This is a genomic window from Armatimonas sp., assembly GCF_043757465.1.
Lineage (GTDB): Bacteria > Armatimonadota > Armatimonadia > Armatimonadales > Armatimonadaceae > Armatimonas.
Window position 1 is genome coordinate 1 of sequence record NZ_JAYVPL010000159.1, and the last position, 11558, is coordinate 11558.

Annotated in this window: 10 protein-coding genes and 1 pseudogene; 6 read left to right on the forward strand and 5 right to left on the reverse strand. The window is 60.5% G+C overall.

The annotated features are described in order from the left end of the window. Positions 1-157: 157 nt before the first annotated feature. Positions 158-919, reverse strand: a pseudogene (gene flgG / locus ACH2ED_RS22795) (flagellar basal-body rod protein FlgG); the annotation flags it as partial. A 50-nt stretch (positions 920-969) separates the two neighbouring features. Further along, positions 970-1695, reverse strand: a complete 726-nt coding sequence (locus ACH2ED_RS22800; RefSeq protein WP_395095051.1) for a flagellar hook-basal body protein — start codon at positions 1693-1695, stop codon at positions 970-972. A 116-nt stretch (positions 1696-1811) separates the two neighbouring features. Here ACH2ED_RS22800 and ACH2ED_RS22805 point away from each other — a divergent pair, with 116 nt between their 5' ends. Then, positions 1812-2630, forward strand: coding sequence for a M55 family metallopeptidase (locus ACH2ED_RS22805; RefSeq protein ID WP_395095052.1), 819 nt, complete (start codon positions 1812-1814; stop codon positions 2628-2630). A gap of 8 nt (positions 2631-2638) precedes the next feature. Here ACH2ED_RS22805 and ACH2ED_RS22810 read toward each other — a convergent pair whose 3' ends face one another. Continuing rightward, entirely contained in the window at positions 2639-3178 is a 540-nt protein-coding gene (locus tag ACH2ED_RS22810) for a tRNA (cytidine(34)-2'-O)-methyltransferase (RefSeq protein ID WP_395095053.1), read from the reverse strand. A 72-nt stretch (positions 3179-3250) separates the two neighbouring features. Between ACH2ED_RS22810 and ACH2ED_RS22815 the strand changes: the two genes are divergently transcribed. The 4 genes from ACH2ED_RS22815 (at position 3251) to ACH2ED_RS22830 (ending at position 7344) form a co-directional block, all read left to right on the forward strand. After that, entirely contained in the window at positions 3251-4345 is a 1095-nt protein-coding gene (locus ACH2ED_RS22815) for a Gfo/Idh/MocA family protein (protein WP_395095054.1), read from the forward strand. Positions 4346-4468: 123 nt separating this feature from the next. Continuing rightward, positions 4469-6310 carry a prolyl oligopeptidase family serine peptidase gene (locus tag ACH2ED_RS22820; protein ID WP_395095055.1) on the forward strand — a complete coding sequence of 614 codons (1842 nt, stop codon included), beginning with the start codon at positions 4469-4471 and terminating at the stop codon, positions 6308-6310. 5 nt (positions 6311-6315) lie between these two features. Beyond that, positions 6316-6516 (forward strand): hypothetical protein, encoded by a 201-nt coding sequence (locus ACH2ED_RS22825; protein ID WP_395095056.1) that lies wholly within the window; start codon positions 6316-6318, stop codon positions 6514-6516. A gap of 15 nt (positions 6517-6531) precedes the next feature. Then, a complete protein-coding gene (locus ACH2ED_RS22830; protein ID WP_395095057.1) occupies positions 6532-7344 on the forward strand; it encodes a hypothetical protein in 813 nt (270 codons plus the stop codon). On the opposite strand, the gene hppD is transcribed toward ACH2ED_RS22830, so the two are convergent. After that, positions 7345-8445, reverse strand: coding sequence for a 4-hydroxyphenylpyruvate dioxygenase (gene hppD / locus ACH2ED_RS22835; protein WP_395095058.1), 1101 nt, complete (start codon positions 8443-8445; stop codon positions 7345-7347). It abuts the gene before it with no gap. Positions 8446-8561: 116 nt separating this feature from the next. On the opposite strand from hppD, the gene ACH2ED_RS22840 reads away from it, so the two are divergent. Beyond that, positions 8562-9818 carry an MFS transporter gene (locus ACH2ED_RS22840; RefSeq protein WP_395095059.1) on the forward strand — a complete coding sequence of 419 codons (1257 nt, stop codon included), beginning with the start codon at positions 8562-8564 and terminating at the stop codon, positions 9816-9818. On the opposite strand, the gene ACH2ED_RS22845 is transcribed toward ACH2ED_RS22840, so the two are convergent. Beyond that, complete coding sequence (locus ACH2ED_RS22845; RefSeq protein ID WP_395095060.1) at positions 9808-11376, reverse strand: carboxyl transferase domain-containing protein; 1569 nt, start codon at positions 11374-11376, stop codon at positions 9808-9810. The genes ACH2ED_RS22840 and ACH2ED_RS22845 overlap by 11 nt on opposite strands. Positions 11377-11558: the final 182 nt, after the last annotated feature.

The following is an 11558-nucleotide window of genomic DNA, read 5'->3' on the forward strand; positions in this document are numbered from 1 at the left end:
TGGTAGAAAGGTGTGAGCCATGCTTTACAGTACCCGTCTCTGTCCTCCGGCAACGCCACTGCATCCCACCCCTCTTTCACCTAATTTGCGTAAGATCCCCATTTTCCCGAAAAACTAAAGTCACCCCACCGAGCAAGCTTCGTCGGGTCATCTTGGATTACCGTCGCAGGCCATTGGCGATCTGGAGCATCTCATCGGATGCCTGAATGCTCTTGGAGTTGACCTCGTAGGCACGCTGGGCAGTGATCATATTGACCATCTCCTCCACCACTTTCACGTTGGACATCTCAATCATGCTCTGCCGAATCGTCCCGCGACCGTCGGCACCCGCATCACCCACCGACTCCGAACCCGAGGACGGGGTGACTCCGAGTAAGTTACGTCCAAGGCTTGCCAGGCCCGCCGGATTGGGAAAGTTGGCGATCGTGATCTTGCCCGGGGACGACTGCGTGCCATCACTGTTCGAGATCGTAACCGTACCGTCTTGCGAGATACTGACATCTTTAGCACCTGCGGGAATGGTGATTTCCGGTTGGAGGACGTAGCCGTCGGCAGTTACCATCCGTCCCTGGCTGTCCTGCTTGAAGGAGCCATCACGGGTGTAGCCGGGCTGGCCGTTGGGGAGCTGAATCTTGAAGAAGCCGTTGCCTTCGATCACCATATCCAGCGGGTTACCCGCCTTCAAATCTCCCTGAGTGTGGATGCGATCCACACCCACAGCACGCACACCTAGCCCGACCTCAAGACCCGTGGGGGCCTTGAGATCTCCCGACCCCGTGGAGGAGCCTGCGGCGCGGCTGGTCTGGTACATCAGATCCTGGAAAGAGGCCTGGCCGCGTTTAAAGCCATTGGTATTGACGTTGGAGAGGTTGTTGGCAATCACATCCATATTGAGCTGCTGCGCGTTCATGCCAGAAGCCGCGGTGTTAGAGAGAGCGAATCATACGTTTTTCCTTAGGGCTAAGTAACTTAGCGTAGTAAAGTGAAGAGATTTTCCAGGGTTGAATCCTGGGCTTGAACAGATTTTTGGCCCGCTTCGTAGGCGCGGACACCCGTGATCATGTTCACCATCTCGCGGATGGGATCCACATTGGAGCGCTCCAGGCTGCCAGAGAGAACCGTGACGCTACCCGGGGCGGCACTCGTGATATTCTGGGCGATACTCATGCCATTGCCTGCGGGAGTCACCGGCCCCTGCGCCTGTACGAGGCGCATGCGTCCCAGAAGCTGCTCTTGACTGTTGCGAATACTGCCCGTTTCGTCTATCTTCCAGTCCGAGCCTCCCAGCGGGATCGGGGCACCGCTCACACCGAGAATCGGCTCTCCTGTGGGCAGGGCGACCTCCCCGCGGTTGTTGAGAGTCAGAGAGGCGCTGCGAACCAGACGTGGGCCGTTCGCCGACTGCACCATCAGGTAACCCGGGCCAGAAAGCGCCACATCATGTGGGTTGCCCGTGGGCTGGATCGTGCCTGGTGTTGTGTCCCGCACGCTGATTGGGTCGGTTGCGATAGGAGTCGTGAAGGGGGAGGCAGTGGCAGAGCGCTTCGCTTCCGGCAAGGCAAAGCGACTGCTGAGTGCGAGTACCTCGCGCTGAAAACCGGTGGAGTTGACATTGGCAAGGTTGTTGGCAGTGATATCCTGGTGGGCTTGCCGTGCCATCATTCCCATTGCACTCTCGTATAGTCCTCGTAGCATAAGCCGAATCAAACTCCTCTTTCTCTCCTGGTTTCGACCGAATTCTCTGCTGACTAAAGAGTTTTTTCTGTGGCTTTCAAGGGTAGACTTCTGAGGAAAGTAGGGAGTGAGCGACGATGCGTATTTTGATCATGTCGGACATGGAAGGGGTGAGCGGTATTGTCACCTGGAAGCAGGTCGAGGGGGGCTCCCCGATGTTTGAGGAGGGCAGGCGGCTCTACACCGAGGAGATCAATGCCGCCGTCCGTGGCGCAGTGGCGGCGGGCGCGACCGAGATTGTGGCGGTGGACTGTCACGGCGCGGGTGGCGACTGGACATTTAACTCCTACGTGCCCGAGCTGCTCCATCCTGCTTGCGAGTGGGTGGCGCACCACACCTGGAGCCGCTACACCGAGCTTCTGGAGCAGGGCTGCGATGCCGCGCTGATGGTCGGGATGCATGCACGCGCGGGCACCCCGGATGGCGTGATGTGCCACACGATCTCCACCGTCACCTGGCGCAATCTCTGGTTCAACGACGACTTAGTGGGGGAACTGGGCATCAACGCGGCGCTCTGTGGGCACTTCTGCTGCCCTGTCGCGCTGGTCACCGGCGACGAAGCGACGTGTCGTGAGGGTCGCGAGATTTTAGGCGATGATCCGGTTTACGTCGCGGTCAAGCGTGGTCTCTCCCGCTACTCGGCGCGGCAAATCCCGCCCGTGCGTGCCCGCCAAATGATCGAGGACGGTGCCCGCGAGGCGCTCTCTCGGGTGAAGAAAGGCCGTATCTACGCCGTCGCGAGCCCCGTTACGATCACGGTCGAGGTCGAGACCGTAGACAAAGTCGGACAGTTTCGCAATAAACACGGTGTCGAGGTAAACGGCCTAAAGGTGCAGAGCAAGGCTGATAGCTGGATGGCGGCGTGGGACCAAATCTGGCCGCAGGCGGAGAAATAACTCACCCCCTAGCCCCCGTCCGACGGGGGGATAAGTTGATTGGGATTTCCGTTGAAGAACGCAAAGGAGCGCTCACGGGGAGGGGTTCCGAGTGGCGTGGCGGCAGCAAAGGCAAGCTGTCGCCATGCTTCATAAACCGTGATCGCGACGGCGTTGGAGAGGTTCAGGCTCCGGCTTCCCGGCATCATGGGGAGGGTGAGCACGGTCACCTCCACCAATATCTCCGCAGGCAGGCCACGGGACTCAGAGCCGAAGAGAAGCGCGTCTCCGGGCTGAAACTCTGTCTCGTAAGGCGTGGCGTCACCCCCAGTCTCGATAGCGAAGATGCGCTGTCCCACAAGCGCGGCTTTGCACGCGTCCCAGCCTGCGTGGCGCTGCACTTCGGCGAACTCCTCGTAGTCCAGATGTGCCCGGCGGAGGCGCTTGTCGTCCCAGGCAAAACCTAGCGGCTCGATCAGATGCAGCGCCGTGCCCGCGTTGGCACAGAGCCGGACGATGTTCCCCGTGTTCTGGGGCATGTCGGGCTCGTGGAGAATTACAGAAATCATTGAGGAATTTTACTGCCCTGGCAGGATTATGGCACGGGTCTGGCGTAAGGTTTTACCCGGAAGGTTTTTTCAATGGATACAGAAATCACAACAATCTCCGAGGGTGCTGCCGTTGAGGCCAAGCCCCTTCGTGTCGGCTTTATTGGCTGTGGTGGGATCGCGCAGACCCACATCGGCTACATGACCAAGATTCCCGGTGTCTCGATTGTCGCGGGGGCGGATATTCGCCAGGTGGCGCTCGATGTGATGCACAACAAGCATGGGGTCGCCACTGACCACTGCTTCACGGACTTCAATGAGATGCTCAAGACCGTCGGTGGCGACATTGATGCCATTTCGGTCTGTACGCCCAACGGGGTGCATGCCAAGGCGGCGATTGCGGCGGCCAACGCGGGCAAAGACATTCTTTGCGAGAAGCCCATCGCGATGAACCCCACTGAGGCGCAGGCAATGGCCGATGCCGTCAAGGCCAACGGGGTGAAGTTCGTCATGGGCTTCCAGCACCGCTACGAGCCGCGCTCGAAGTACGTCCGCGATCTGATCGAGAGCGGCGCACTCGGGAAAATTATGTATGTCCGCGCCCAGGCCCTGCGCCGCCGTGGCATCCCGAACTGGGGCGTCTTTGGCCGTAAAGAGCTGCAAGGCGGCGGTCCGATGATTGACATCGGCGTGCATATCCTAGACACCGCGCACAGCCTCATCGGCAACCCGACCCCGATCACCGCGACCGGCAACACCTGGACTTGGATGGGCAACAAGCCCAGCGAAGTGAAGAGCCAGTGGCCCAACTGGGATCATGAGACCTACACGGTCGAGGACCTCGCTGCCGGGATGATCCGCTTCGACAACGGCACCATTCTCACGCTGGAGTCGAGCTTCTGTAACCATATCAAGGAGGATGTCTTCGACATTCAGATCATGGGCGAGAAGGGCGGCGTCATCTGGAGCACGTCGGAGACCTACACGGACTGGGAAGGCTACATGATCAACGCGGCCCCCGCGTACTACCCCAAGTGGGACATGTGGCAGTACAAGATCCAGCACTTCATCGAGGTCGTGAGAGACGGTCGCGAGAACGAGTGCCCGGTCGAGCACGGCGTCATGGTGATGAAGATGCTCAGTGGCATCTACGCGTCGGCAGAGGTTGGCAAAGAGGTCGCGATCTAATCGCCCGCTTCGGTTTTTGCGCCCCACCCCCTCGCCCCCGCCCTGCGGGGGAATCCTGGCGGTGGGGCGTTTTTGTTTCACGAGTCCGGGCTCATTTATGCGCCCGTCCGATATAATCCCCGCATGAGCACAGCAACGGAGAATTGGAAGCAGATCGCCCGAACCGGGTCGGTGACGTGGCCGCAGGTGGCGGCGCTTCGGCCCGAGCGCGGCGTGGCGTTTCATAGCCAGAAGGGGGCGCTCGCGTGGAACCCCCAGACCGGTGCGACGCGGCGCTTGCTGCCCGAGGGCGTTGGCAGTGGTTTTGGTCTGCTCTCGCCTGATGGCGAGTGGTTCTATTTCTTCAAGGACACCAAGGGCAACGAGAAGGGCCACTATGTCCGCGCGCGCTACGACGGCACAGGCACCATCGAGAGCCTCACGCCCGAGTTTGTGCCGTATGCCTCGTCGCTGACCCCGTTTCCGCTACCGATTGTGAGTATGAGCGCGTCGGGCAATCGGATCGCGTTTATCTTCGTGGACAGCGACGGCTATCATCTGTGTGCGGTTGAGATTGGCAAGGAGGGCGTTCTGGGGGCACCTAAGATCCTCCATGAAGGCCGGGCGCTTCTGCGCGGCCCAATACTCTCCGCCGATGGCGCAGTCTGTGTGGTCTGCACCAATGAGCGGACGGGAAAGCAGCAGTATGATCTGCTTGCGCTGGACTCCGGCGGTGAGGAGCTGGTGCGCTGGAAGGGCGGGGGGGCGACGAGCCTGGAGACCACGGCCTTTTCTCCTAAGAGTGGTGATTACCGCCTGCTCTGCACCAGCGACGACTCCGGGGTGAAGCGCCCGATGCTCTGGGAGGTAGCACTCGGGGAGTCCGAGCTTCTGCTGGGCGAGGAGCAGCTTCCCGGTGAGGTTGTGCCGCTCTGCTGGTCGCCCCATGCGAAGCGCATTCTGCTCTGCCGGAGCCTTGATGCAGCGCACGAGCTGTGGGTCTGGGCGGCGGGGAAGCTGGCACGTCTGGAGCACCCGTCGGGGACGATCACGTACTTCGGTGGGCTGGGCGCAACCCTGAGCAACGACGGCGTAGCCTCTGTGCTCTTCTCGAACGCTCAGACGCCGCGCCAGCTTCGGGAGTTCTCTGTAACTTCGGTGGGCGAGGGGAAAGTCTTGCTCTCGGGCGGCGACGCTCCCAAAGGCACGACGGTGCGCTCGGTGAGCTTCCCGTCGTCGGATGGCGTTTTGGTGCAAGGCTGGCTCTCGCTTCCTGAGGGAAAGGACCCGTTTCCTGCCGTGATTGACCTGCACGGTGGGCCGCACCAGGTGACCAACCAGAACTACGGGATGGGTGCACCCTATGTCGAGAGTGGCTTCGCGTATCTCTCCATCAACTACCGAGGCACCCCCACGTTTGGGCGGGAGTTCTTACAGAAAATCTGGGGCGATGTGGGGCACTGGGAGCTAGAGGATATCGCTTCTGCTCATACATTTCTTGTCCGTGAAGGCATCGCCGACCCGAAGCGCATTGCGATTACGGGTGGCTCGTACGGCGGCTACCTCACGCTGCTTGCTCTCGGAAAGCGCCCAGAACTCTGGGCGGCGGGTGTGGCGCATGTCGCGCTTGCCAACAATGCCCTGGCCTACGAAGACTCTTCGCCACTTCTCCAGGGGATCATGAAGGCAAGCTTCGGCGGTACTCCGCAAGAGAAACCGGATCTGTGGGAGCGCAGCTCGCCGCACACCGACGCCGCGAACACTCAAGCCCCGATTCTGGTGATCCAGGGCCTCAATGACACGCGCTGTCCCCGACGTCAGATGGAAGTCTATGAGGTGCACTTAAAAGAGCTGGGCAAAGATATCGAGGTGCTCTGGTTCGATGCAGGGCATGGGGTGGGCAGCACGGAGCAGTCCATAGGTTTCACCGAGCGAATCCTCACGTTTTTAGCTTCAGCACTTCTTCAGGAGCAGGCGGTAGACTGAGCGCTATGGACACCCGACTCACCGAGATTGAAAGACGCTTTGTAGCAGCGCGGCCCACAGGCGCAGCACTCGCGTTCTACACCATGGACTGGGCTCCTGACCTCGCAGCGGCGCAGGCACGGGCAAAGAAAGAGCAGCGGCCCGTCTTTTTGATCTTTGTCACCAATATCTCCGCCGCGACCAGCTTTTACCAAGGGCACTGCTGAGCCAATGCGGATCACTTGCGGGGGAGTTCCCTCGCCGCGCCCGCTGTGCTAGAGCTTCTGAAGCCCTTTATTGTCACGTCCTGGAATGGCCGTCGCCTCTTAGACATGCCTGCGAATGTCAAGAAAGTCTTCGGACAGGGGGATCTTGGTGGCGACAATGTCAATATCGCGTTCTTTGTGCTCTCCCCCGAGGGCGAAGTGCTCCGCGCGGGTGTCCCCTTTGTCCAGCCTGGCTACTTCCGTATGAACCCTGAAGCAATGGGCGCGGACATGGTGCGCCAGCTCAAGGATTTCTTCAAGGGTTTGCTCCTGCCGTCCGCCCCGAAAACTCCGCGCGAGCCTGTCCTGCCCGATCTTGCCGCGCCGGGTTTTCGTATTTTTCTGACCTTCACGGGCAATAACATCAACCACTACCGCACCCCGACCATTGAAACCGTCCCACTCACGCCTGATCTCACCGCCGCGCTCGCACGTCCCAAGACCACGAAGACGCTCGATGCCGCCGTGCTGAAATCTCTTCTCGCCGTGCTTTACCCACCCGCCATCATGGACGGTAGGGGTGGCTTTCGCACGATCACGGGCCGCTTCACGCTGGAGCCCCTCCCTGGAGAAGCCGCCGCGCTTCTCACCGGCACGCCGACGCTCGTACTCGATGACCGCAACGCGACGCGCTACACGGGGCCGCTGGAGCTGGCCCTGCACTACCCGCCCGGCAGGCCCCTCACGGCACGCGGCACCTTCACCGCCCCGTTCCCGCGCTACCGCCCCGATGGCGCAATCGCCGAAACCGTGGCTCTCACGGCGGCGTTTGAAACCCGGCCTGCGTAGCTACAGCGTGCCGCGTCGCTCTTGTTCGCGCTCAATTGCCTCGAAGAGTGCTTTGAAGTTCCCCTTGCCAAAGCTGCGGGAGCCGTGGCGCTCGATGATCTCGAAGAACACCGTCGGGCGGTCCTCGACGGGCGCGGTGAAGATCTGGAGCAGATAGCCCTCGTCGTCGCGATCCACGAGAATGCCTAGCTCCGCGATCTCTTTGAAGTCCTCGTCAATCTCGCCCACGCGGGCCGGAAGGGCATCGTAGTAGGTTTGAGGAACGCGCAGGAAATTCACGTCGTTGGCGCGGAGCTGGCGCACGGTCTGTAAAATATTCTTCGTGCCCATCGCGATGTGTTGGACACCGGGGCCGCCGTAGAACTCTAGGTACTCCTCGATCTGGCTCTTCTTCAGGCCATCTGCGGGCTCGTTTAGCGGGAACTTGATGCGCCCGTTGCCGCCCTGAACCACTTTACTCATCAGCGCTGTGTACTCGGTGGAGATATCTTTCTCATCAAAATGCACCAACTGGGAAAAGCCAAGAATGCGCTCGTAGAAGCTCACCCACTCGTTCATCTTGCCCTCTTCGACATTGCCGACGATGTGATCTATGGCCTCCAGACCGCAGCCCTGTGCAGGGGTGTGGTAGCGATCCGGGTCGAGCGGCGCGTAGCCGGGCGCGAAGACACCGGAATAGTTGTCGTGGTTGACGAAGCTATGTGTCGTGTCGCCATAAGCCTTGATGCTGGCAAACTCAACACTGCCGTTTTGGTCCGTAAGCGTGGTCGGCTCCATAACCCCCGCTGCGCCACGCTCAATCGCGAGCCGGTACGCTAGCTTCACATCGTCCACCTCCAGTGCAATGTCTCGCACACCGTCGCCGTGGAGCCGCAGGCGGTCAGACTCCGGGTGCTCCGCGCGGAGCGGCGACTCCAGAACGAGGGTGATATTGCCCTGGCGCATGACATAGCCCGCCTCGGTCTGGCTGCCCGTCTCCAGTCCTTTGTAGGCTGCGATTTCAAAGCCAAAGGCATTGCGGTAGAAATAGGCGGATTGGCGTGCATTACCCACAAAAAAGCGCACGTGGTGAACGCGCCGCAGAGAAATATCCTGAATCATCTTCGAACCTCGTTGGTATCATACCCTAAATAATCAGACAGTCTGCATCTGTAGATAGATCCTAGCAGAACCATCGTCCTATGACCCACTCTAAGAGGCGGGGTACAATTAGAGTAATGATTCGCAAGCCACACCCGCCCGAATGGCTCTTTCTTCTTGCTCTCTGTGCCGTTTCGGCTTTGGCGGAGCTAGGCTTTGTGATTGTCAATATCTCCGCCCTACCGTATTTTTTGAAATTCGGCATCCAGCTACCGAGCTTGGCTGCGCTGGCGCTGGTTCCGTACTACCTTGTGGAGGCACTGGCGGGCTCGCCGATGGGAGCACTGGCCGACCGTGTGGGGCGACGGCGGCTGATGGTAACAGGGGCCTGTGTCTCCATTGCCACCTGCCTGGCCACCTCCCAAGTTCGTGTCCCGCACGGAGCGGCGGCAGTTCTTGGTATAACGGCGCTGGTGCTACTATTACGGGCGCTGGATGGCTTCGGGGCGGCGATGCTCTGGCCCAATGTCTATGCAGCCGCAGCGGATAGAGTCGCCCCTGAACGGCAAGCACAGGCCAATACCCTGATCACAATGGCCTACATGGCAATGATCGCGATCGGTCCCAAGGTAGGTGGCTGGCTCAATGATAGGTTTGGTGTCGCGTACCGGCTGGATCAGCCAGAGCACTATGCCCCTTCTTTTCTCTTTGCCGCAGGGTGCTTTGCGGCGACGGCGATCCTGTCGTACTTCATTGCGCCGCGTCGGAACACTCCCACTCCAGGTCATGAGGAGCATGCTCCCATCAATAAAACCGCTCTGCTACGTGCGTTTCACACGGCTCCGTGGTTGCTGGGGCTCATCGGAATGATCTTTGTTGCAATTGGGCTGATTGGGACACAGGCAAAAATTTACTTAATGGCTCGGTTTGGTTTTACAAGCGAAGAGAGCTTTGGTAATTTGTTCCTCGCCCCCGCAGTGCTAATCGGAATTGTCGCTGCGCCTCTGGGACGGCTCTCTGACAAGTGGGGCAAGACCCGTGCTATTCGACTGGGAACCGCACTGTGTGCAGCCTCTATCTGGGGGCTCCTGTATTCGCCTTATCAGAGCGGGGTTGCCCTGTTTGGTTCCATTCTTGGGAGTGGGTTTGTTCTGGCCTTTCCGGCTTACATGGCCTATATCGCGGAGATGGCTCCGGAGAACGAAAAAGGGGCGATGATCGGCTCGGTGCGTATGGTGCAGGGAGTCGGAGCCGGGCTCGGTGCGCTATTGAGTGCATTGCTCCTTGCACAAGGAACCAGTGTTCACTCTCTTTTTCTCGTGGCTGCCAGCATCCTGACCCTGGGTTTCTTCTTGTCGCTTGTGGTGGTCAAGGTGCGGAAGCTCACATCCTGAACACGCCGAATCTCGTGGCGGGAGCGGGTTGGGCGCAGGCGGCGGCGAGACCCAGCCCAAGCGCGCGGCGCGTGTCGCAGGGGTCGAGAATGCCATCGTCCCAGAGGCGTGCCGTGGAGTAGTAGGGGCTGCCCTCGCGCTCATAGGTTGCGATAGTCGCCGCTTCTTCGTCGGCGCTCATGGCAGCGCCCTTGACCGTTTTGAGCACAGCGGCAGCCTGCGGGCCGCCCATCACCGAGATACGTGCGCCCGGCCACATCCAGAGCTGGCGTGGGCCGAACGCGCGGCCACACATGCCGTAGTTACCCGCCCCGAAGCTCCCCCCGACAATCACCGTGAACTTAGGGACGCGTGCGCAGCTCACCGCCATCACGAGCTTTGCACCGTGCTTGGCGATTCCCTCGTGCTCGTAGCGGCTGCCAACCATGAAGCCGGTGATGTTTTGCAGAAAGACCAGTGGAATCCCGCGCTGGCAGCACAGCTCGATAAAGTGCGCCCCTTTGAGCGCGGACTCGGAGAAGAGCACCCCGTTGTTGGCGATAATCCCCACCGGCCAACCTTCCAGGCGTGCAAAGCCACAGACCAGGGTCGTGCCGTAGCCAGGCTTGAACTCGTGGAACCGGGAGCCGTCCACGAGGCGAGCGATCACCTCGCGGATCTCAAAGGGCTGGCGCAGGTCCGCGGGAAGAATGCCGTAGAGCTCGTCGGCGGGATAGAGCGGCTCTTCGGGGGCATACGGCGGCGTGATTGAAGCTTGTGGCAGGTGCGCGACGGCCTCACGGAGCAGCTCTAGCGCCTCGTCTTCGTTCTCGGCCAGATAATCGGCGACCCCGGAGAGCTTTGTATGCACCTCGCCGCCGCCCAGCGCTTCGGCGCTTACTTCCTCGCCTGTCGCGGCTTTCACCAGCGGCGGGCCGGCCAGAAAGATCGTCCCGTTTCCCCTCACGATCACGCTCTGATCGCTCATCGCCGGGACATACGCGCCGCCCGCCGTGCAGCTTCCCAGAACCGCGGCAAGCTGGGGGATCCCCGCAGCGCTCATCTGGGCCTGGTTGTAGAAAATCCGCCCGAAGTGCTCTTTGTCCGGGAATACCTCGGCTTGAAGTGGGAGATACGCGCCGCCGGAGTCCACAAGGTAGAGGCAGGGGAGCCTGTTCTCCAGTGCGATCTCTTGCAGGCGCAGGTGCTTCTTGACCGTGAGAGGGAAGTACGTTCCCCCTTTCACCGTGGCATCGTTGGCGACAATCGCGCAAGGCTGACCGTGGATGGTTCCTATCCCTGTGACAATCCCCGCGCCAGGGGCCTGGTCTGCGTAGATACCGTCGGCGGCCAGTGTCGAGAACTCCAAAAAAGGCGCACCAGGATCGAGCAGCGCGGTGATGCGCTCCCGTGCTAGCTTCTTACCCCGGCCATGATGCTTTGCGACTGTCTCCGCTCCGCCACCTTGGCAGACGTGTGCTGATTTCTGGCGCAGCGTGGCGATCAGTGTTTTGTAGTGTGCCGCGTTCTGCCCAAAGGTCGGCGCGGCGGTGTCAACGGCGGTGTCGAGTAGCTCCATAGACTGATTGTACCCGCCCTGAGCCCCTCTTACTGCGACGAAGGAGTGAACCAGACAAGAGGGGTGCCCGAGGAACGAGGGAGGAGCACGGCTATTCAGTTTTTGCCTCCCCCCGGCTTCGCCGACCCCCTCCGGCTCCGCGAAGGGGGTACAAGAGATCAAGATGGTAAAGTCAGATTCCT

Bases quoted from the DNA above. Each gene is read 5' to 3' on its own strand.
- ACH2ED_RS22800 (WP_395095051.1), bottom strand. From the start codon at position 1,695: ATGCTACGAGGACTATACGAGAGTGCAATGGGAATGATGGCACGGCAA.
- ACH2ED_RS22805 (WP_395095052.1), top strand. From the start codon at position 1,812: ATGCGTATTTTGATCATGTCGGACATGGAAGGGGTGAGCGGTATTGTC.
- ACH2ED_RS22810 (WP_395095053.1), bottom strand. From the start codon at position 3,178: ATGATTTCTGTAATTCTCCACGAGCCCGACATGCCCCAGAACACGGGG.
- ACH2ED_RS22815 (WP_395095054.1), top strand. From the start codon at position 3,251: ATGGATACAGAAATCACAACAATCTCCGAGGGTGCTGCCGTTGAGGCC.
- ACH2ED_RS22820 (WP_395095055.1), top strand. From the start codon at position 4,469: ATGAGCACAGCAACGGAGAATTGGAAGCAGATCGCCCGAACCGGGTCG.
- ACH2ED_RS22825 (WP_395095056.1), top strand. From the start codon at position 6,316: ATGGACACCCGACTCACCGAGATTGAAAGACGCTTTGTAGCAGCGCGG.
- hppD (WP_395095058.1), bottom strand. From the start codon at position 8,445: ATGATTCAGGATATTTCTCTGCGGCGCGTTCACCACGTGCGCTTTTTT.
- ACH2ED_RS22840 (WP_395095059.1), top strand. From the start codon at position 8,562: ATGATTCGCAAGCCACACCCGCCCGAATGGCTCTTTCTTCTTGCTCTC.
- ACH2ED_RS22845 (WP_395095060.1), bottom strand. From the start codon at position 11,376: ATGGAGCTACTCGACACCGCCGTTGACACCGCCGCGCCGACCTTTGGG.